This is a genomic window from Flammeovirga sp. EKP202, from assembly GCF_014534745.1.
In the GTDB taxonomy this organism is placed as follows: Bacteria; Bacteroidota; Bacteroidia; order Cytophagales; family Flammeovirgaceae; genus Flammeovirga.
This window is the reverse complement of the sequence record NZ_JACVVP010000065.1, coordinates 16,953-38,665: the sequence shown is the minus strand read 5'-3', so window position 1 is coordinate 38,665 and position 21,713 is coordinate 16,953. Positions and strand designations below refer to the sequence as shown.

Sequence of the window (21,713 nt, the reverse complement as noted above, 5' to 3'; positions counted from 1 at the left end):
AGAAGTTTGAAAGTAGGTCCTATAAAATCTAGTAGAAATACAGACTGAAAGCTAACGGTAATTTATTTTACAATGTATTAGTATTATCCGCATAAAGGCCAAGGTGTTAATCACTTTGGTCTTTTTATATGTAATAGGATAGAAAATTTGGAATGTTTCGTGCACCATAGTTAAACTATGGGTAGGTGATAAACCAACCTCATCAAGACTCAAGTCTTGAAGGTTGGTAACGTAGGCAACACTTTAGTGTTGTCGGAGTTCGTATCACAAGCCCATTACTTCAGTCATGGTGCACGTCATTTTATTCTAAAACCTCTATTATCGAACTCAATTCTGTTTTAGCCGATTCCTTGTATACAGCAGCCTTTATCTTGTAATTCATTCCTTTTAAAAACCTAGATCTTTGTTTCATAAGCTATTAAAGAAGACAGAATCAATCTTCTTCTTCAACAATTTCAATGCTATTATAAAAATGAAAAACAAAGAAAAAATTACAGTTTACACAGCAAAGAAAATCAGAACTATGGACCAAGGTCGTCCAGAAGCAGAAGCTATTGCTGTTTTAGATGGAAAAGTACTTTCAGTGGGAACATTAGAATTTATGAAGCCATGGTTAGATAGATATGAAGTAACTTATGATGATACATTTAAAGATAAAGTAATTATTCCAGGGATGATCGAGCCTCACTCTCATTGTTGGATGTCAGCAGGGTTTATGGCATTAGATTATATTGGACCATTACCTTGGCCTGGTAGAGATGGAATGAATCCTCCCCACCCAAAATACCAAGATGTCATTGACTACTTAAAAGAAATTGATGCTAAAAAAGAAGATCCTAACGAGCCAATTATTGCTTGGGGATTTGACCCTGCAAACCAAGGAGGACAAATGCATAGAGATGTGCTTGATCAAGTTTCTTCAACGAGACCCATATTTGTTATTGGATTTGCCCCTCACTTCGCTTACTTAAATAGCCCAGCTTTGGAAATGACTAGTGCCTCAAAAGTGAATTCTTCACATATTGAAAAATATGAGGATGGTAGATTAAGTGGTGTATTTACAGAAACGGAAGGAGTTGTTTATGGTATAGCACCCATCATGCCTGTCATTACTGAACTTGGTGGAGCCAATGGCTTGAGATTTATGGCAGATATTGGAAAAAAAGCTGGTGTAACAACAATATCAGATTTGATGTTTGGTGTGATCAATTATGAAGCAGAATTAAAAGATCACTTAGAAGTGTCTAAAGATGAAAACTTCCCTATCCGTTTAAATTTGGTTCCTCATGGCCCTACGTTTAATGCTCAATTTGGTGATAAAGCCGTTGAGTTTGTAAAAAGTTTAAACCAATACAATTCAGATCGATTATACTTCAATGGAATAAAATTCTTAAGTGACGGTTCTTTCCCTCTTATGGGTTCTAAAGTGAATTTCCCTGGTTATTTAGATGGGGGTAATGGCCTTCCAGGTGATGCTACAATCGAAGGAATGAGACCTTATTGGGAAGCAGGTTTCCAAGTACACTGTCATGCCAATGGCGATAACGCTGTAGATGAAACATTAGCGATGTTAGAACAACTTCAGTCGGAACACCCAAGATTTGATCATAGATTTACGATTGAACATTATTCGATCAGTAACCCAATGCAAGCAAGAAAGCTACATGCTTTAGGTGGATTGGCAAGTGTGAATAATTATTTCTCTCACTTTAGATCATTGTTACATTCAGACAATGCTTACGGGCCAGATAGAGCACAAGCAGAAGCACGTTTAGGTTCATTAGAAAGAGAAGGAGTCATTTTCGCATTACACTCAGATTACCCACAAGTAGTGGTACCCATGCACCCATTAACGGCGGTTTATGCAGCTGTAAATAGAATTGCTGAAGATGGAAAAACAGTGGTAGCAGGTCATGAAAGTATTGGTGTAGAAAGAGCGTTAAGAGCAGTAACAATTGATGCTGCTTACATTCTTGGAATGGAAGATAGAATCGGAAGCCTTGAGCCCGGTAAGTTTGCAGACTTTACGATTTTAGATGAAGATCCTATGGAAATTCCTACCACTAAGATCAAAGATATTAATATCTGGGGTACAGTAATGAATGGTAAAACTTTTAAAAACTAATCCAATGACTTATAATTCAAAACAACAAATTAATAGAAATCCTTTAGATCAAGCATTAGAGGCTAGAACAACACTATCGGGCTTAATCTTTGCTGCAATGGCAATGCCTGAAATCCCTAAAGTCATAGAAAAAACATTGCCACTAACCATTCTTGGGGGCTTTTTAGGTGCAGGGAAAACCACTATGCTGAATCATTTATTACAAAATCCTGGAGGACGAAAAATAACCGTTCTTGTCAACGATTTTGGTAAAATCAACATTGATTCTGCAATGATCGAATCACAAACTGACAACATGATCAACTTGAGTAATGGTTGTGCTTGTTGTGCAGTATCAAGTGATCTTACGAAATCTTTGATTGAAATCACAGAGAGAGAAGAACAACCTGATGCGATCATTTTAGAATGTAGTGGAGTGGCTGAACCGGGTTCAATTGCTCAAATTATCTTATCGAATAAATCCATTCGTTTGGATGGCATTATCTCTTTAGTCGATGCGGAAACTCTTTTTGACAGAATTGAAGACCAAACAAGTAATGCTTTATTCATCGATCAGTTAGAATCTGCAGACATTATATCTATCGGTAAATTAGACCTACTCAGTGATGAAGAAAGAGAAAAGGTCATTGTCTTTATGAACGATAATTTTCCGAATAAATCAATTATAGAAACTTACAACGGTGAAGTAGCTACTGATGTGATATTAGGGGTTTCTGCAGATCACAAAGAAGATGAGTCAAAAAAAGTAAAGCATAGCCAACCTTTTGAGAGTATCAGTTTTTCTTTTGATCAACCTTTCAATGAAGAAAAATTCAATAAAGTCATCAGCAATCTTCCTGATCAAATTATCAGAGCAAAAGGCGTATTACAATTGGATAATAATCTTGATAAAAAGATGATTTACCAAAGAGTGAGTAAACGATGGACACTCAAAGCTGATGAAAACTGGGAGAATGATAAACCGCTTTCAGAGCTGGTATTTATAGCCAACAAAGGAACCATCAATAAGGACCTTCTAGAGAAAAACCTTACAGAAGCTCTTCTTGACTAAGGGAAACAGGGGAATAAAAATACTCACTTGAGAAAATGTATTCATACCTAACGAGTGAGTATTCAAAACCCTTCTAATTTGCTCAAATCGTACAATCAGATGCCTTTTTCTTGTAAATAGTTCAATCACGAATAAAGGATATTTGTGTATCAATCTAATCAAAAAAATAAAACAATGAACTATTCAGATATTTCCTACATTCTTGTAATGCTTGGCACAGTAGCTTTTGCTGTAACAGCAGTTTTAGCTGTAATTCCTAAACAAATAGATTTATTCGGAGCAATAGTAATGGGTATTGTTACTGCCATAGGTGGAGGTACAATTCGAGATATGATCCTAGGGGTACCCGTTTTTTGGGCTTCAGACCTCAATTATATTTGGGTCGCAATCGCCTCAAGTATTGTTGCCTTTTATGGTTATCAGTTTATGGAAAGAAAATATATCTATTCATTAATGCTTTATTTAGATGGTATAGGTATAGCCATGTTCGTTATTCAAGGAGCAGATAAAGCATTAGCACTTGATTTCGCATCTCCTGTAGGTCCAGTCTTATTGGGTCTAATCACTGCAATTGGTGGTGGTATCACAAGGGATGTATTAGCAGGCAATACGACATTGTTACTAAAGAAAGAGTTATATGCACTCCCACTAACATTTGGAGTTGTAGTCTATCTCGTTGCTCTGAATTTCTTCCCTAATCATGCTGATTTACTAGGTACTATTTGTAGTGTACTTACTTTCATTATTAGAGCGTGCAGTATTCATTGGAAACTACATGTTCCACAATGGATGTTGATCGAGAAAGGAAAAATGGGGTAAGCAAGCAGTAAACAAAAAAGTGACTCGAATACTATTTTGAGCATTTTCAATATCAATTACAGATTCAAAAATTAAATCATAATAGTTATGCAAAACGATATAAAATTCTGGTCTTTTCTAAAAATAAAAGCATTGAATGTCACAGCTGAAAAAGCTGCAGAATTGCACACCAAAAGACATTGTATTGAAGAATGTGCAAAAACAATTGAAGGATTTATAGATGGGGAAACGCTATTATCAGAAGATGATCCTTCATTAATACAAGTGGTTTGTGGATGGACAGGAAGAGAGGCTTATGAAGAATGGTTGAAAAGTCCTGTTAGGGAGCAACAACTTAAAGATTTGGTAAATAAAATAGAAGTAGAGTCCGAAGAACAAACATTCAGCAGTTATCATAAAATAAATTTAGGCTTAATCTCTACTTTATAACATCATGTATTTACTGAAAAAAGAATTTATACGATACACAGATCAAATAGGGATCACCGGTTCATTTATTTGTTTGGTTCATTGTATCATCACTTCAGGTGTAATGATTGGCAGTTCAATTGTTTCGTTGTCGGCACACCATCATGGTCATGATCATGGACACCATCATCATCTTGACTTTTTCGGAATCTTAGATATCAGTATGATTTTAGTAAGTGGCATTGCGGTTTACTTTGCAAGTCAAAAAAGTCATGATCCATTATTAAAAAATATAATGTGGGGAAGCTATTCCTTGTATAGTGTCTCTATGTTAGTCAAATATATCGGTTTTGAACCGACATGGATTACAGTTGTGTCTTACAGTATGTCTTTAGTACTCATAGGCTGTCATCTTATTAATTTAAAAAGCCATAAATCTTGTTCAGTGAATGTTTAGACACATAATAATCAGAAAAAACACCATAATTAGACATTAAACAAGATCGTGCAAATCACAAATTGTTTCGTGCCAATGATTCGAATAGCCATCCATGATATTTGTAACATCATCAGTGAGCAAGACAGCTCACAATAAATCAATCTAATTACAAATAATAAATCAAAATGAAAAAGCTATTATTATCATCATTGTTAGCAGGATCAGCAATTTTAAACGCACAAGCTCAAGGAATAAATCACCAAGAGACTGAAAAAGAGGTGACTCCTATTAAAGAAGTAGTAAGCGGTTATCCTAAATCATTTGCAGAACACGCAACTTCTACTTCATTCAATACTTGGCTTGAAGGCGGTGACGAATCACTTTATTTTCAGATGAAGACTTCTGAATTTATGCCAACTTCAATTATTCCTAGACGAATGCCAACTAAAGAACTAGAAGAAAATCTAAGACCTGAAATTGGAGCTATTGAGGCAGAAACACTTTTCTCTGGAAAATATTCATTGGATGAATTTTTAGCAAACCCTGATTTTAGAGCACAAGGTTACTTGGTGATTCATAAAGGAAAAGTAGTCTATGAAGCATATCCTGGAATGCGTCCTTCAGATAGTCACGCATGGATGTCATGTGCTAAGCCAACAGCAGCATTATTGGTAGAGCTATTAATCAATGAAGGAAAGATTGACGATTCACGTCCTATCTCTGATTATGTAGATGAATTTAAAGGAACAGCTTGGGAAGAAGTTACTGTAAAACAGATTCTTCACATGGATTCCGGTTTGAATATAGACGATACAGCAGAAACTCGTCCTCAACCTGATTCACATGCCCATCGTTTATATATGGCTGAATTTGGTCAGGAATACAATGGTAAAGTAGAGAAGCTAATTGATGTATTAGCTAGTGCTCAACCGGGCGAAGGTGCTGGTAAAAAGTTTGTCTATGCATCTGCTCATACTGAAGCGTTAGTATTTTTAGTAGAAGCCGTTACAGGTGAAAAGTGGAGTCAAGTTTTTGATAAAAAAGTATGGTCAAAAATGGGGGTAGACGGTGCTTTGCAAGTACAAACAACACCTGATGGCATTGCACTTTCACATGGTGTAATAGGCAGTAGAATGCGTGATATGGCTAGATTTGGAATGCTTTACACACCAAGTTGGGATAAAGTGTCAGATGAGCAAATTGTCACAGAAGAGACATTAACACGTATCCATGAAGATATGAGATCACATGAGTTTTTAATGGCAGGTGAAGACGGTCCTGTATTTTCTGATTGGTTAGAAAATGGTCAACCAACTTTCTTGGGTAACTCACGTCAGTGGGATGTAATCTGGCCTGACGGTGATATGTGGAAAGGTGGAATGCAAACACAAGGTTTATATGTATCACCTTCAAAAGATCTAGTAATTGTGTACATGTCAACGGCAGTTAAAGATCATTCTTTACACCGTTTCGTTCGTAAAGTTGCCGATTCTGGACTGTTTGAGGAATCAAAATAATAATTGAAATAGATAAAAATAGGAAATAGACTTTCCATCGAGGCTTTACTCTTGATATTCGTATCAGAGTAAAGCCTCTTTTCAAAATAATGAAAAGGTATAATGAATTGACTTTTTCATGTAAACCTTTAATTATTTTTTGTCAATGATTCGAGGTGCCAACCATGATATTTGTAACATCATCGAAGAGTAATATTACTCATGAGAAACCAATCTAAAAATCTCAGATCGAAAATGAAAAAATTACTATTATCATCATTGTTAGCCGGATCAGTTATGTCACAAGTAAATGCACAAGGAACGAATGTTCATGAAGCGGAAGGAGATTATAGAACTCCAATAAAAGAATTTGCAAATGGATTTTCAGAGAAACAAGTTCAAAAATTCAGACAAAATTATAACCTACCTCACCTATTAAAAGGTGGAGACGATGCCGTTTGGTGGGGACTCAGAACTTCTGAATTATTTCATACTTCTATCTTGGAACCGAAACAACCTAAGATGGAATTGGTTGAAAATATAAATCCAGCAGTGGGTGAAGTAAAAGCTAAAACACATCACTTTGGAGAGTTATCCTTAAATGATTTTATGGTACACCCGCATAGTTACGCTCAAGGTTTCTTGGTGGTGCATAAAGGTGAAATCGTTTTTGAAAATTATCAGGGGATGACAGCGGAAGATCATCATGTATGGATGTCTACCGCGAAGATTATTCCTGGATTAGCGGTTGATTTACTTATTTCTGAAGGTAAAATCGATGAAGAAAAAACGATAGGTCATTATGTACATGATTTTAGAGGCACTGCTTATGGTAATTCGAAAATCAAGGATGTAATGGATATGACTGTCGGTTTAAACTCAGAGGAAAATGATGAAACAAGGTCTGATCCCAATTCTATTGCTACAAGAATGTTCTTAGCAGAATTTGGTTTGCCTTATAATGGAGAATTGGAAAACGTAAAGGATATCTTAAAAGAAGCGGAGTCTACTCATCCCGCTGGAGAAAAACTAGAATATGGATCTCCAAATACAGAGGTGTTAGTATTATTGGTGGAGGCTGTTTCAAAAAAGCCATTTTCCGAATTTGTAGATCAAAGAATTTATTCCAAAATAGGAGCCGAATCGACTTTGAATATTCACCTTTCACCTAATGGTGTAGCATTAGGACATGGCATTGTTTCTAGTAGATTACGTGATATGGCAAGAATAGGAATGCTCTATACTCCAAGTTGGAATAAAATAGCGACAGAACAGGTCGTTTCACCTGAAATTATCAATCGAATTCAAACAGGGACAAGATCAAGAGATTTTTATAGAAAAGGTTTTGATGGTCCTGTATTCATTGATCGTTTAGGGGATGATGATGTGATCTCTAATGCAAGACAATGGGATGCCGTATTTGCTGATGGCGACTTTTGGAAATCAGGTTTGCAAAGTCAAGGTATTTACGTTTCTCCGAAAAAGGATTTAGTGATTGTCTTTTTCTCTACCAATGTTCCTGATGCTTCTATTCATAGATATGCACGTCAGATTGCCAACTCTGGCTTGTTTGAAGAAGTAGAAGAATAAAAGGTAAAGAAAAGTGCTTTCATTTTAATATAGGAAATTTATTTTCCACGAGGTTTTATTCATGATATTCGTATCAGAGTAAAGCCTCTTTTTTTATAAACATGCCGATTTTCTTTAACTGGATGACCATATTTTATAACCCATTCCGATCCTCAATCAGTAAATTTGTAATGTGAGATAGGAAAATATCTTCACAAGTTTTTCGCAAAAAAGGAGATGGGAAAGTCAATACACTTACTTTTAATGGTAAATGTATAGAATAGACTTTTTCGTGCAAATCTCTTATTTTTTGTGCAAATACGTGTGTCCGTACTAATGTAATTTTGCTTCATGATAAGAGGGCAATAGGTTTTACTCTCGACTTAATTCTCATTAAATCAAAAACATTATCATGAAAAAATTACTATTAATTACATTGCTATACTGTTCTGCTATTTTTCAGATTTTTGCTCAAGACGAAAAAACAATATTAATCCAACATGCTAATATTTTCGATGGCACCGCAGATACACTTGCCATGGATGTAGTCGGATTTACAAAAGAAGAAATCAAAGCAGCTGTTAACGCCGCATCAGATTACCAAACCTATGTAATGGCACACGTTTACAACAATGCTGGAATCCGAAGAGCGATCGAGTGTGGAGTGAAAAGTATTGAGCATGCCAACCTTGTAGATGGACCTACTTTACAATTAATGAAGGACAATGATGTGTGGTTATCCGCTCAAGTTGGGGTATATACGTTTATTCCTCATGGTTACACAGAAGAGCAAGCCAATAAACATAGAGCTGCTTATGCAGGTATTGACCACATGTTTAAGTCGGCGAAGAAAATTGGTTACGATAAAATTACATTTGGTACAGATATCATCACTGATCCTAAGAAAATTGATACTTTGAATGATGAATTTATTTACAGACAGGATTGGTTTACTAATGCTGAAATATTACAACAGGCGACTTCAAAATCAGGGGAGTTATTAGGCTTATCACACCGTTTTAGCCCAGGCAAAATTGGTGTCATCGAAGAAGGAGCATTAGCAGATATTTTATTGATTGATGGTAATCCATTAGAAGATTTGAAAATTCTTCAAGACCCGGAAAAAAAACTTCATTTGATTATGAAAAACGGAACGATTTATAAGAATGAAGTGAAGTAAGAGGGTAATGAGGGAAGAGGTAAAAGGGAAGAGGTAAAAGGGAAGAGGGAAGAGGTGTACTTCCCTGAATAGGGTTGACCATTTTGATTCAAAATATCAATCACCCAATAATCGAGGTATTGTCTTTATAAGATGATGCCTCTTTTTTGTTTATGAAAACAACTTAACGATTTTCTATAACTAGATGACCATATCTTATAAGCCTACCCTTTTTAGAATGCTTATTTTTGTAATATCAAAAGAGTAGCAGCATTTATTCTTTTGGATCAAGTTGTATTTAATTCCTTAAAAACTAAGCTATTACTTTTTCTCTTTTTAGTGCCATGGCAACAGTTTTGGACTAGAATGACGTGCACCATGACTGAAGTTATGGGCAGGTGATACAGACTTCATCAACACTAAAGTGTTGTCTACGTTATCAACCTTCAAGACTTCAGTCTTGATTAGGTTGTTTTACCACCAGCCCATAGTTTTAACTATGGTGCAAGAAACATACAAAAACTTATGTCATAGTACTTAGGTGAATTTGAAGCGATAACAAGTCGTTTTGAATTGACCTTTTTGTGTAATTCATAAATAACTATGTGCAAATGATTGGGTCATGTTCTCCCTAATTTTGTAAGGTGATATTTAATTCGATGAGTGCTGTTTTCATCTCTAAATATCCTTACAACTTGATTCCAAAAAATATAAAATGCTATTTATGAAAACTATTCAACTATTCATCCTCGCTTTTTTGATGATGGCAGGGGATTTATTTGCACAAGGTTTTATTTCAGACCAAATTTCTAAAAAGAAAAGTGATGATGAAGCGACATTAGAAGATCCTACTTTCCCTGGTTCTTGGCCGATGCTTGGTAAAGGAAATGTGCGGATGAAAATTGGTGGATACATGAAAAATGATTTTATCTATGATGTCAATGGTACCAGAGATAAAACACAATTTTTGATGTCAACCATTCCTGTAAAAGGTGAAGCCGATTACGGAAGTACGGGATACGTGAGTTTCTTTTCTAAAGAGACAAGAATTAATTTAGATGTAAGAAGCAAAGTCAATAGTACTCCTGTTCAAATGTTTGTAGAAGGAGACTTCTTTTCTACTGGAGGAACTCAGTTTAGAATGAGACACGCTTACATTAAAGTAGGTGGATTTACTTTTGGACAAACATGGACCAACCTTACCTTCTTAGAAACACTTCCTTTTATTATTGATTTTGCTGCTGGCGATGCGTTGTTTGGTGGAAGATCCAATCAAATTAGGTACGAGAAAGATATTCATAAAAACTGGATGTTCGGAGCAAGTATTGAATACTTGGAAAATATGGGTATTGAAAACCCTAACGCCCTAAATGGTGTCGCTCAATCACAATTACCGCTCTTCTCACTCAAGTTTGTTTACAATAAAAACAATACAAAACTATTTTTCGGTTCAAGTATTGCTCAACTGCATTGGACGGGTGGACCCGAAGGGGTGGATGCTTCCACACCACAATTGGATGTGATTTTTGGTGGTGTTCAACAACTCGACAAAAAAAATAGAATCTCTTGGAATGTAAATTATGGGGTAGGTTCTGGAGAAAATATTTTGGCATTTATTGGAAGTAACGCCAATGCCGTCCTAAATAGTGAAGGTGAATTGGTCGCTATGAATTCCATTTCAGCATTAGTAGGTTATACCCATCATTGGAATGAGAAATGGTCATCTAATTTATCTTTTGCCTATGGTTGGTTGACAAATGTACCCGACACAAGAGACCCATTTGCTTTAAAAGCCGGAGGTATATCCCATATCAACTTAGTTTGGCAACCGCTTAAATACTTTTCTACAGGTATTGAATATATGAGAGGGACACAGCGTACCGCCAATGATAGTATGGGTACAGCAAATAGATTCCAGTTGATGACGAAGTTTGATTTTTAGATGAAATCGTTATTTGACTAGAATGTACAAATGTCAGACATTTTTATGTAAATGATTCGGTGTCCAAACTATGATATTTGTAACATGCTCATAGAGTATTATCAATGTCAGTTTTCAATCTAATTATTTCAAAAATGAAAAAGCTATTTATATTCTCATTGTTACTAGTGGTAAGTATTTTCAATATCAATGCTCAAGATATTACACCTTCAAAAGATAAGACATTAGTAAAAGAAGTCTCATTAGAAACAAGCCATCAGCATGTGTCTAAAATGATGAAAGAACTTTGTTTTTCAAACTCCATCAATGGATACAATCATACAAATTGGAGAAATTTAGAAACGGTTGATTTATTGAAAAAAGAACTATTAGGTTTGGAGAAAATGACTGTTTTAGAACAAAGAGATTTAAAGTTTATCAGTGAATTAAAATTAGGACAATCTGTAGATCAAATACATTTAAATATTAGAGATTACTTTGGTTCAGAAGCTAGCGTGCTTCAAATAGAAGCCAAACAATTTCTGAAGAAGTAGTCTATAAAAAGATGATATTTTAATAAAAAAAGAGGTCGATACCATCAAAGTATCAACCTCTTTACATTTTAGCCAAAGCGTAAATTAAAACTCTTTGACTTTTATAATTTTCACCGGGCAAGCTTCCGCCGCCTTGATATTTTCGTCTAACTCAATAGGACTCACCTTAGTAGTATAAAAGCCTTTTTTATTGACTCCACCAACCAAAGTAGCTTTCCCATCTCTTTTGGACATCACCCATCTGTCTGGAGCAAATTCCACACAGTAGTTACATCCGATGCATTTATTTCGTTGATGCGTAATTGTAATTTTACTCATAATCGTTTTTGACGAATTAAGCTTCTACAGTTTCTGCATCCACTAATTTATACAATTTATCTGAAGGACGAATCTGCGTATCCAATTTGATACTGAAAGTATCACCTTTTACCGCCATTTCTTTCTTTCCTTCGTCGTTGACGTGAAGTTCTTCCACTACAGTTTCTACCACACCTGTAGTAGGACCAGTAATTAATAAACGGTCACCAACTTTTACTTTTTGAGTTTCCAATTGGAACTCTGCCACTTGAATATTTTTGAAATAACGACGACCGTTACCCAAGAATACTTTTCTTGTTTTGGCTTTAGAACCGTGCTGATCTGTCCATTTACCCATTTCTTGACCAAGGTAGTAACCACCCCAGAATCCACGGTTGTAAACTTCAGTCATACGCTCTTTTAGTTGTTCACCAAGTTCTTTCGAATAAGTACCTTCATAGTAAGCATCGATAGCTTCTCTGTAGCATTGAGCAACAGTTTTTACATACTCAGGACCTTTACCACGACCTTCGATTTTCAATACTTTCACACCAGTATCAAGTAATTGATCCAAGAAGTCGATTGTACATAAATCTTCCGGCGACATGATGTACTCATTGTCGATTTCTAATTCATGACCGTCTTCGATGTCGATTACTTTGTACTTTCTACGACAGTTTTGAACACATGCTCCTCTGTTTGCTGAAGAGTTTTGCGTATGAAGAGATAAGTAACACTTACCAGAAACAGCCATACACAATGCACCGTGAGCGAAAACTTCCACTTCTACTAATTCTCCTGAAGGACCAGTGATATTTTCATTTTTGATTGTATCACAGATCGTTTTCATTTGAACCATAGAAAGTTCTCTTGAAAGTACCATTACATCAGCGAACGTAGCGTAGAAACGTACCGTTTCAGCATTTGTAATGTTCACTTGCGTTGAGATATGTACCTCAACACCTACTCTAAATGCATAAGCAATTACAGCTTGATCAGATGCGATGATGGCGGTAATACCAGATTCTTTCACACGATCCACTACTCTACGCATAATCGATAAATCGTGCTCATAGATAATAGTGTTAAGTGTAAGGTAAGATCTTACGCCGTTTTCATTACAGATACGGGCAACTTCCTCAAGGTCATCAAGAGTAAAGTTCATAGAGGCACGAGCTCTCATATTGAGCTGTTCTACCCCAAAATATATAGAGTCAGCGCCACCTTGGATGGCTGCCATCATTGAGTCAAATCCGCCTGCAGGTGCCATTAATTCTACTGGACGTTTTGTTGCAGGTTTTTTAAATTTATGCTCCACTTTATGTTTATTTTAAAATTCGGTTTGCAAAAATACGACGAAAATCATCGTTAATCAATTTTTTTCGTAAAATAGCTTACCTTTATCCTATGATAATCAACGTAATAGTATGGAAAACTATTCGTAAATCAATAATTATTCACAAATGAAAGACCTATTGACCCTAAGAATCAAAAACATGGTTTGTCCAAGATGTGTACAAGCTGTTTGGAATATTTTGGACCAAAACGATGTAATGGTTGATCGTGTTGAACTAGGTGTCGCTTATTTACAACTTCCTTTACAACCAGAACAAAGGGATAATGTTACAAAAGATTTAGAAAATCTAGGGTTTGAAATCCTTGATGACAAACAGACAATTTTAGTAGAAAAAGTAAAAAATTTAATCCATGATAAATTTCAAAACCTTGAAATACAACAATGGAATAGGACTTTCTCATCTGAATTAGAAGAACAACTAAATAAAGATTATTCTACGATTAGTCATTTATTTTCTTCTACTGAAGGAGTGACCATAGAAAAATATCTCAATCAGCAGAAAATTGAAAAAGTAAAAGAATTTCTGATTTATGATGAGTTAAGTGTAAAGGAAATAGCTGATTTACTAGGATTTAACAGTACACAGTATTTGTCAAGCAAATTCAAACAAGCTACGGGGATGACGCCAAATTCTTTTAAAAAAATGAACCCAACACACCTGAGAAATTGTTTAAGTAAAAAGGTGTGAATGTTTGTTAATCAATAAAATGCTACGTACCTTATGTATTGTACTGAATCATTAATCTATAATACCTAACTAATAATATTGCTTTTAAGGTTAGTTTTTTTCTATTCCAATGACAAAAAAGGATCAATTTTATCATAACCTAATACGTATACAACGCTCATTATCCGACAGCAACATTAAAGATTGTATGGAGTCGCTCTTGTATTTTGCACAAGAATACCTAGAGCCAATTTATTGTGTGATTTGCAAAGTGGGGACTTATGGAGATGTATATCACTGTGTCTCAAGATACGATAAGGGAAAGAAAGTGAAATTACCTTCTTTGGAACAAACTATTACAAAGGTAGTAGAGGAGAAAGAGGTTGTAATCGAACAAATTGATGCCTATGAGGTCGTTTGTTTGCCTATAAAATCTTCTCACCAAAAAGTAGTGGGTGTGTTATCTTTCGTATTGCACAAAGATATAGAATACGATTACTTTGCAATGGAGCAAGTAGTTATTATAGGCGAAAGCTTATTAGATATTCTACAGCAGAAGAGTAGCACAAAAATCGAGGTTCCTGTCAATAATTCATTCAACTTATCTTTCAAACCTTTTTTTACGGATTCTTATAACCTTTGCTGTATTACTGATTCAGATTCCGGCGATTATTTATTTATGAATCAATCGTGGGAAAGAACATTAGGATATTCTATTGAAGAATTGAAAGCCTACAACTTTTCTAATTGGGTTCACCCCGATGATATTAATGAAACAATAAAAGTATTTCAAGATGTTTGTGACGGAAAAGTGGTTAGGTCGTTTATCAATAGATACAGAACGAAATGGGGTGATTATAAATACTTGGAGTGGGATGCGACTTTAGATGAAGATAGACGAGTGGTTTATGCTGTAGCAAAAGACATTACGAGTCAGCATGAAAATCACGAAAAGTTATTCTTTCAATCCACAATTTTAAAGGCCGTTCAAGATAGTATTTTAGTAATAGACCTTAATGGTAAAATATCATATATCAACGACGCTGTTATTTCATTGACAGGGTATCCAAAAAATTATTTAATCGGGAGGTCTTTAGATATTATTCTAAAAAGGGTTGATCAAAGTAAGTCATTGGATGTTGATATTAGTGATTTCTTAAAAGACAAGAACAATATTGAACTTCAAATTGAAAGAAGGGACGGCGAATTTATTTGGATAGAAATCAGAACGAGCGTACTAGAAGATGTTTATGGAGATCCAATTGGCTTTTTGGGGATTATAAAGGATATCACTCATCGTAAAGAATATGAGGAAACCTTGATGAAGAGAAACGAGGAGTTAAGTAAGGCCAATAAAGAATTAGATAACTTCGTTTACAGAGTTTCACATGATTTGAGGGCACCTATCACTTCTGCGTTAGGCTTAATTGAATTGAGTATGGAAGCTTCTTTGGAGGAAGTATATGAATACTTGAAACTACAGCAAAGGTCTTTAATGAAGCTGGATGATTTTATTCGTGATATTTTGAATTACTCTAGAAACAATAGAATGGAATTGAAGCCAAATAGAGTGGATATTCAAGACTTAATAGAGGTGACTTTAGAACAGTATAAGTTTATCAGTAATTATAAGCTCGTTAAAATAACCAAGGAAATAAATATTGAAAACCATTTGTATTGTGATGAATCACGATTGGCAGTTATCTTAAATAATTTGATTTCTAATGCTTATAAATTCACAACATTAGTTCCCAACCCAGAAATTAGAGTAGAAGCCAATGTGTCACCTACTGATTTGGTATTGGTGATTGAAGACAACGGTATAGGCATTAAGAATGATCATATTGCCAAAATTTTTGATATGTTCTACAGAGCGACTGATGTAAATAATGGATCAGGCTTAGGACTATATATTGTAAAAGAAGCTGTTAAAAGGCTTGGTGGAGAAATTGCAGTAGAGTCAATTCTGAATGAAGGGACAAAATTCAAGATTACGATTCCTAATTTGTGGAGCATCTTTCCAAAAGAAATAAAAGAAAAAGCTACAAACTAGACCAAATTGATCAGTTTGTAGCTTGAAAGTAGTATTAAAAAAGGGTGTATATAGTAATATAGGGCAAAAAGGTTATGCCTTTTTACGACTATAGAAAATACTAAAGAATACTGGGAATACGATCAATGTTAAGACTGTGGCTGTAAGAATACCCCAAACAATCACGACCGCTAAAGGCTTTTGAGATTCAGAACCAATTCCCGTTGACATCGAAGCTGGTAATAAACCAACAAAGTCAGTCACGGCTGTCATCAATACCGGACGAATTCTAGATTTTACCCCATTGTGAACAGCATCATCTAAGTTCATTCCTTCTTGTAGATTGCTCTTGAATTTGGAGACTAGTAATACACCGTTCTGCACACAAATACCAAACAAGGCAATAAAACCTACACCGGCAGAGATACCGAAGTTCATCGTAAAGAACGTCAAACCAAGAATACCACCAATCAAGGCAAATGGTACGTTCATCATCACGATACTTGCATCCTTTACATTATTGAAAGTCGTCAATAACACCAAGAAGATCATGACCATCACAACTGGAACCACTTGCATCAAACGGTTTTGAGCACGTTCCATGTTTTCAAATTCACCATCCCATGAGAAGTGCATTCCTTTACTGATATTCAAAGTACCTTCTACTTTTTCTTGAGCTTCAGCCACTGCACTACCTAAGTCTCTTCCTCTTACGGAGAATGTAATGGCTACAAATCTTTCACCGCCACTTCTATATACAAAGGCAGGGCCTGTTTTAGTTGTGATATCAGCGATCTCGCCCAATTGCACCATTCCACCGTCTAATGTTGGAACTTTGATATGGCCAATCATATCAGAATCTTGTCTGAATTCTTCTTGGTAACGAACTCGGATATCAAATCTTCTTTCGTCTTCATACAATTGAGTAGCTGCTTTACCACCAATTGCCATTTCGATTACCGATTGAGCATCAGCAGTAGCCACTCCATAAAGTGCCATTTTTTCCTGATCTAAATCGATGCGTAATTCCGGTTGACCAATTAATTTAATCACATTAAGGTCGGTAATACCGTCAACGCCTTCCATGATATTTTTAGCCTCATTGGCAAGATCTTCCAATTGGAATAAATCATTGCCATAGATTTTCAAGGCCAATGCACCTTTCACACCAGTTACGGCTTCTTCCACATTATCCATAATTGGTTGTGAGAAGTTGAAAGAAACCCCTTGATAATCGTTTAATTTATCTTCGAGTTCAGTGATGATTTCCTGTTTTGAAAGTCCTCGTTCCCATTCATCTTGAGGGTAAAGGTCTACGTGGAATTCAATATTAAAGAATCCAGTAGGGTCAGTACCATCATTCGGTCTACCGGTTTGCGATAATACACCTCTTACTTCAGGCGTTTCTCGAATGGTCTTTCTGAGCTTTTGTGTCATATCATACGATTCACTCAAGCTGGAACTGATAGGCATAAAGGCTCTGATATAAATCGCTCCTTCATTGAGCTGAGGTAAGAATTCAGTACCCAATCTTGATCCAAAGAATAAACCAACAGATAATACTGCACCTGATAATAGCACTGTTAATCTTTTACGCTTGTATGCCCATGAGAATGCTCCGTAGAACATTTTCTGCATAAAACGAGTGAAGAAGTTTTCTTTCTCTTTTACATTTTTCTTTAGAAGAACACTTACTAATACCGGAACCAATGTCAGTGACATAATCAAGGCTCCTAACAATGCAAATCCAAAAGTATAAGCTAATGGAGAGAACATTTTTCCTTCCACTTTCTGGAAAGCGAAAATTGGTACTAAGGCAAGGATTGTAATTAATTGAGAGGAGAATAAGTTGGCTCCCAATTTAGAACCTGCAGACTTGATCAAACCTAATTTTGAGAGTTTGTTGAATTTCTCCATCCCAAGCTCTCTTGCTCGTTTATCGAGTACTACAAAGAGTCCTTCCACCATCACGACGGCACCATCGATGATAATACCAAAGTCAATCGCTCCCAATGAAAGTAGGTTGGCTGACATGCCTTTCATCCTCATACAGACTAATGCAAATAGGAGGGAAAGCGGGATAATAATGGAGACAATAAAGGTCGTTCTCCAATCTGCCATAAAGAGTAATACAAAAATCACTACAAAGAAAATACCTTCCGCAAGGTTTTTCATTACCGTGTCCGTAGTATACTCAATCAGCTCGGCTCTATCATAGAAAGGTTCGATTTGCGTTCCTTCAGGAAGTACTCTTTCGTTCAAGTCTTGAATTTTCACTTGAAGTCTTTCGATTACTTCACTTGGGTTTTCACCACGACGCATCACTACAATACCTTGTACCAAATCAGGATCGTCATTCAAACCAACAATACCCAATTTAGGAGCAAATGTTTCTTGTACTTTCGCTACATTTTTGACCAAAACAGTCGTATTACCATTGCGCTCAATGATCACATTTTCGATCTCCTTTTTGTTGTTCAGAAGTCCAATACCTCTTACAACATACGCTTGGTTTCTTTTCTCAATGACATCACCACCTACATTGACATTACTTCTTTCCAATGCTTCATAAAGCTCCAATGCCGTAATATCATATTGTGACATCAAATGTGGATCAGCACTTACTTCAAAGATTTTTACTTCACCACCAAAACTTACTACATCAGCAATACCCGGAACAGCTCTTAATTGTCTTTCGATTGTCCAATCTTGAAGCGTTTTTAACTCTCTTACGGATTGATGATCTGATTTTAATGTATATCTAAATATCTCACCGGTAGGTCCAGAAGAAGGTTCCATTTCCGAATCAACACCGTCTGGAAGATCCACGTTCATGATTCTGTTGGCTACTAATTGACGAGCTTTAAACTCATCCACATCATCACCAAAAGCGATAGTCACTACGGATAAACCGAAAAGTGAAATCGAACGCACTTCTGTCTTGCCAGGTGTTGAATTAACCTCTACCTCAATCGGCAGAGTCACAAATTTCTCCAACTCTTCTGCACTTTTACCAGGCCATTGTGAGATAATTCTTACTCTAGGGTTGGTAACGTCAGGAAATGCCTCAATAGGCGTATTTTGATAGCTAATGACTCCGGAAACGATTAAAATCAGTGTCATAAAGAACACAAAGAATCGGTTTCTCAGAGAGAAGCTAATTATATTTTGAACAAAGTTTTTCATTTCTTCTACAGTTTTTTAGCTGGTGACAGATTAGTTTTTAGCAAGTTGTTGTTCCATTAACTCATTGAATAGCAATAGTGCTTTCTCTGATACAACGTGATCATTGCTTTTCAAATCACCTGAAATGAATACTTTATTGTCGTTGTTCCCTTTTACAGTAACAGGAACTACTTTAAACTCTTGACCTACTTTTTTTACAACATAATCTTTGTTGTTGTGGAATACGATAGCGTTATCAGGTACTTCAAGAACTTCTTCGTCAAAGTTTTGATAAACCACTACGTTCATCGCCATGTTAGGAAGTAGTTTTTTATCCTCGTTGCTCATCGCAACTCTAGCACTCAATACTTTCGTTTCAGGATCAATCATTTTACTCATTTTTTCGATCTTACCTGTGAAAGTTTCATTAGGATACGCCATTGCTTTTGCTTCCACTTTAGCTCCTAATTGTACTTTGCTTAAGTCAGACTCGAACACATTGATTTTCACCCAAACATCACTCAAGTTGACGATCGTAAACATTGCGTCTTCAAAGTCGTCACGCAATAACATATTAGCAGTAATGTTTTTCTCGATAACTGTTCCGCTCATAGGTGCTCTTACAATGTGTGTTGCATTGTTTGATTCACCCATTAGTTGTAAAGTTTGATTTACTTTTTCCAATTGAGCTTTTGCCGCTTCCAACTCACTTTTCGCTTGTTGTAATTCCAAAGCTGAACTTAAACCGGCATCAAATAATGAATTCGCTACTTCAAATTCTTTTTCCTCACGGTCTACATTGGCTTTTGCCTCAATCCATTCTTGCTTTACTTCCGCCATATCAGCAGAATAGATTTTGGCCAGGACTTGTCCTTTTTTGACTTCATCACCGATAGCTACCATCACATTGGTTACTCTACCAGAAACGATTGCTGGAATACGGATTTGTTTGTTAGGTAAAGCTTCAACTGTACCTGTCAATCTAATTTTATTGGAAAGTGTAGAAGATGTAACCTTTTCAGTGGCTACAATTTTTTTCATGCTAGCGCTTAGCTCAGCAGTAGTTTCTTTTTCGTTCTCAGTTTTAGCTGTAGATGTTGTACAAGAGTGAAATGAAAGACTGATTGTTCCTGCGAATACTAAACCAGCAACTAATTTATATAAAGATTTCATGTTGTGTCGAATTAAGAATTATTGAATAGGATAGATGTCTTTGCCCACTGTGTAGTTGACATTTTCTTGTGCTTGGAATAAGGTCATTTCTGTGTCGTACCATTGTCCAAGGTTATCACGGTAGCTTTCGAAGAAGTCGATGAATTCCAATAAGCTAAGTTGCTTATGTTGGTAACTTTTCGTTACAGCACCCATCACTTCTTCCATTTCCTGTGATAATTCAGGGTCTAACTGCTCATAAAGTGATCTGACTTGATTCAGCTTTTGAGCGGCAGTATAGATATCGATTTGAAGGTTCTTCTCTGCTTCATTTAAGCGAACTTGTTGTTGTTCCTGCTGAATTTTAGCTGCTTGAATTCCCCCTTTGTTTCTATCCCAAACAGGTAAGTCAAAGGCAATTTGAATAGCCCAGTAATCGGCTTGGTGTGCACCTCTACGATCATACATTGTTCCTAAATGTAAATCCGGTACCGCCTCAGCTTTGGCTAGCGCAAGACTCTCCGCAGATTGTTTCATACGGATATTTTCGATTTTGAAATCGAACCTATGATCTTGTGCTAGTGTGGCCCAAAGCGTCGGATCGGGTAAAGATTCACTTGGCTTGAATTCAGGAATTGTGATAGAAAGACTTACATTAGCTTGCACATTTAAGAGCATTTTAATGTTTGCCTCAATATCAGCAGCTTCTTGAACCAAGTCTAGCCAACCTTTTCTAGCATCCAAAAGAAGTGCTTTCAAACGCACCACCTCGGATTTAGATACATTCCCTTTTTGTGATTGTTCTTTATAAACTGCTACTAACTTTTCGACAGGCTCAATAGCGACTAAATAGCTATTTGCTTTTTCTTGAGCATAATGTAATTCTACTAACTCAGAGCGAAGTTCAGTACGCATTTCTCGAAGTGTATTGTAGAATTCGTATTCTGAAATTTCAGCTTCAATTTTAGCGACATTGGTTCTCTTTTTTCTTTTGCCGGCAGTCTCGATCATTTGTGAGATTTCGAAAACTCTTTGGGCTTCTTTATCTGTTCTAAACCAAATGTTATCCTCGTTGTCATACATGGCAATCTCGATTCCCACTTCTGGGTTAGGCCATGCTTTTGCTTGAATGATTTCAGCTTTTGAAATCTCTATATTTTGCTTTTCAGCAATTAGTGTTAAGTTCTTTTGAAGGAAGATTTCCTCCGCTTGTGGTATAGTTAACTGCATTTTTAAGGCTTCTTCTTCCACTTTTTGAGCGGAGGCAGTAAGGCTTGAAATGCATAACATTAAACCAATAAAATACTTGTACATAGTATTATACCTAAATAATAAAAATGAATAAGGTATCATGACTTACCCACAATCTTTGAATTATAGGAAGTGATAATTATTGAATAGGAAATGTCTGAATAGACATAAAAAAACCGTAAAACAGGGCATAATGATAAGGAGATTACATAAAATAAAAATCTCAGTTTAAGCCGTTACGGTTAAATAAT

Annotated in this window: 17 protein-coding genes; 12 read left to right on the top strand and 5 right to left on the bottom strand. The window is 35.9% G+C overall.

The window, feature by feature from the left end:
* The first annotated feature begins 472 nt into the window (after positions 1 to 472).
* The 10 genes from IC221_RS25855 to IC221_RS25810 all read left to right on the top strand — a co-directional run bounded on the left by IC221_RS25855 (position 473) and on the right by IC221_RS25810 (position 11,541).
* A complete protein-coding gene (locus IC221_RS25855; RefSeq protein ID WP_188171713.1) occupies positions 473 to 2,125 on the top strand; it encodes an amidohydrolase in 1,653 nt (550 codons plus the stop codon).
* Positions 2,126 to 2,129: 4 nt separating this feature from the next.
* A complete protein-coding gene (locus tag IC221_RS25850; RefSeq protein WP_188171712.1) occupies positions 2,130 to 3,176 on the top strand; it encodes a GTP-binding protein in 1,047 nt (348 codons plus the stop codon).
* Positions 3,177 to 3,350: 174 nt separating this feature from the next.
* Positions 3,351 to 3,995 (top strand): trimeric intracellular cation channel family protein, encoded by a 645-nt coding sequence (locus IC221_RS25845; protein ID WP_188171711.1) that lies wholly within the window; start codon positions 3,351 to 3,353, stop codon positions 3,993 to 3,995.
* Positions 3,996 to 4,082: 87 nt separating this feature from the next.
* Positions 4,083 to 4,424, top strand: a complete 342-nt coding sequence (locus IC221_RS25840; protein ID WP_188171710.1) for an antibiotic biosynthesis monooxygenase — start codon at positions 4,083 to 4,085, stop codon at positions 4,422 to 4,424.
* Between the two features lie 4 nt (positions 4,425 to 4,428).
* Positions 4,429 to 4,860 (top strand): MerC domain-containing protein, encoded by a 432-nt coding sequence (locus tag IC221_RS25835; protein WP_188171709.1) that lies wholly within the window; start codon positions 4,429 to 4,431, stop codon positions 4,858 to 4,860.
* A gap of 167 nt (positions 4,861 to 5,027) precedes the next feature.
* A complete protein-coding gene (locus IC221_RS25830) occupies positions 5,028 to 6,359 on the top strand; it encodes a serine hydrolase (RefSeq protein ID WP_188171708.1) in 1,332 nt (443 codons plus the stop codon).
* A 234-nt stretch (positions 6,360 to 6,593) separates the two neighbouring features.
* Positions 6,594 to 7,928, top strand: a complete 1,335-nt coding sequence (locus IC221_RS25825) for a serine hydrolase (RefSeq protein ID WP_188171707.1) — start codon at positions 6,594 to 6,596, stop codon at positions 7,926 to 7,928.
* Positions 7,929 to 8,319: 391 nt separating this feature from the next.
* A complete protein-coding gene (locus IC221_RS25820) occupies positions 8,320 to 9,087 on the top strand; it encodes an amidohydrolase family protein (protein ID WP_188171706.1) in 768 nt (255 codons plus the stop codon).
* A gap of 703 nt (positions 9,088 to 9,790) precedes the next feature.
* Complete coding sequence (locus IC221_RS25815) at positions 9,791 to 11,008, top strand: DcaP family trimeric outer membrane transporter (protein ID WP_188171705.1); 1,218 nt, start codon at positions 9,791 to 9,793, stop codon at positions 11,006 to 11,008.
* A 134-nt stretch (positions 11,009 to 11,142) separates the two neighbouring features.
* Positions 11,143 to 11,541: a hypothetical protein gene (locus tag IC221_RS25810; RefSeq protein ID WP_188171704.1), complete on the top strand. Its 399-nt coding sequence runs from the start codon at positions 11,143 to 11,145 to the stop codon at positions 11,539 to 11,541.
* 84 nt (positions 11,542 to 11,625) lie between these two features.
* Here IC221_RS25810 and IC221_RS25805 read toward each other — a convergent pair whose 3' ends face one another.
* Positions 11,626 to 11,859, bottom strand: coding sequence for a ferredoxin (locus tag IC221_RS25805; RefSeq protein WP_062620355.1), 234 nt, complete (start codon positions 11,857 to 11,859; stop codon positions 11,626 to 11,628).
* Between the two features lie 16 nt (positions 11,860 to 11,875).
* The gene (locus IC221_RS25800) at positions 11,876 to 13,156 is read right to left on the bottom strand and encodes a peptidase U32 family protein (RefSeq protein WP_367397788.1); all 1,281 of its coding nucleotides are present in this window, start codon (positions 13,154 to 13,156) and stop codon (positions 11,876 to 11,878) included.
* A gap of 145 nt (positions 13,157 to 13,301) precedes the next feature.
* On the opposite strand from IC221_RS25800, the gene IC221_RS25795 reads away from it, so the two are divergent.
* Both IC221_RS25795 and IC221_RS25790 read left to right on the top strand, forming a co-directional pair.
* A complete protein-coding gene (locus IC221_RS25795) occupies positions 13,302 to 13,883 on the top strand; it encodes an AraC family transcriptional regulator (protein WP_188171703.1) in 582 nt (193 codons plus the stop codon).
* A 187-nt stretch (positions 13,884 to 14,070) separates the two neighbouring features.
* Positions 14,071 to 15,915, top strand: a complete 1,845-nt coding sequence (locus IC221_RS25790) for a PAS domain-containing sensor histidine kinase (RefSeq protein WP_188171702.1) — start codon at positions 14,071 to 14,073, stop codon at positions 15,913 to 15,915.
* Between the two features lie 72 nt (positions 15,916 to 15,987).
* On the opposite strand, the gene IC221_RS25785 is transcribed toward IC221_RS25790, so the two are convergent.
* Genes IC221_RS25785 through IC221_RS25775 form a run of 3 tightly spaced genes read right to left on the bottom strand, consistent with a single transcriptional unit; the run spans position 15,988 to position 21,525 of the window.
* Positions 15,988 to 19,080: an efflux RND transporter permease subunit gene (locus IC221_RS25785; RefSeq protein ID WP_188171701.1), complete on the bottom strand. Its 3,093-nt coding sequence runs from the start codon at positions 19,078 to 19,080 to the stop codon at positions 15,988 to 15,990.
* A gap of 30 nt (positions 19,081 to 19,110) precedes the next feature.
* Complete coding sequence (locus tag IC221_RS25780; protein ID WP_188171700.1) at positions 19,111 to 20,232, bottom strand: efflux RND transporter periplasmic adaptor subunit; 1,122 nt, start codon at positions 20,230 to 20,232, stop codon at positions 19,111 to 19,113.
* Between the two features lie 18 nt (positions 20,233 to 20,250).
* Positions 20,251 to 21,525, bottom strand: a complete 1,275-nt coding sequence (locus tag IC221_RS25775) for a TolC family protein (protein ID WP_188171699.1) — start codon at positions 21,523 to 21,525, stop codon at positions 20,251 to 20,253.
* Between the last annotated feature and the right edge of the window lie 188 nt (positions 21,526 to 21,713).

Bases quoted from the DNA above. Each gene is read 5' to 3' on its own strand.
- IC221_RS25815 (WP_188171705.1), top strand. From the start codon at position 9,791: ATGAAAACTATTCAACTATTCATCCTCGCTTTTTTGATGATGGCAGGG.
- IC221_RS25830 (WP_188171708.1), top strand. From the start codon at position 5,028: ATGAAAAAGCTATTATTATCATCATTGTTAGCAGGATCAGCAATTTTA.
- IC221_RS25825 (WP_188171707.1), top strand. From the start codon at position 6,594: ATGAAAAAATTACTATTATCATCATTGTTAGCCGGATCAGTTATGTCA.
- IC221_RS25810 (WP_188171704.1), top strand. From the start codon at position 11,143: ATGAAAAAGCTATTTATATTCTCATTGTTACTAGTGGTAAGTATTTTC.
- IC221_RS25855 (WP_188171713.1), top strand. From the start codon at position 473: ATGAAAAACAAAGAAAAAATTACAGTTTACACAGCAAAGAAAATCAGA.
- IC221_RS25840 (WP_188171710.1), top strand. From the start codon at position 4,083: ATGCAAAACGATATAAAATTCTGGTCTTTTCTAAAAATAAAAGCATTG.
- IC221_RS25785 (WP_188171701.1), bottom strand. From the start codon at position 19,080: ATGAAAAACTTTGTTCAAAATATAATTAGCTTCTCTCTGAGAAACCGA.
- IC221_RS25820 (WP_188171706.1), top strand. From the start codon at position 8,320: ATGAAAAAATTACTATTAATTACATTGCTATACTGTTCTGCTATTTTT.
- IC221_RS25835 (WP_188171709.1), top strand. From the start codon at position 4,429: ATGTATTTACTGAAAAAAGAATTTATACGATACACAGATCAAATAGGG.
- IC221_RS25795 (WP_188171703.1), top strand. From the start codon at position 13,302: ATGAAAGACCTATTGACCCTAAGAATCAAAAACATGGTTTGTCCAAGA.
- IC221_RS25775 (WP_188171699.1), bottom strand. From the start codon at position 21,525: ATGTACAAGTATTTTATTGGTTTAATGTTATGCATTTCAAGCCTTACT.
- IC221_RS25790 (WP_188171702.1), top strand. From the start codon at position 14,071: ATGGAGTCGCTCTTGTATTTTGCACAAGAATACCTAGAGCCAATTTAT.
- IC221_RS25805 (WP_062620355.1), bottom strand. From the start codon at position 11,859: ATGAGTAAAATTACAATTACGCATCAACGAAATAAATGCATCGGATGT.
- IC221_RS25780 (WP_188171700.1), bottom strand. From the start codon at position 20,232: ATGAAATCTTTATATAAATTAGTTGCTGGTTTAGTATTCGCAGGAACA.
- IC221_RS25850 (WP_188171712.1), top strand. From the start codon at position 2,130: ATGACTTATAATTCAAAACAACAAATTAATAGAAATCCTTTAGATCAA.
- IC221_RS25845 (WP_188171711.1), top strand. From the start codon at position 3,351: ATGAACTATTCAGATATTTCCTACATTCTTGTAATGCTTGGCACAGTA.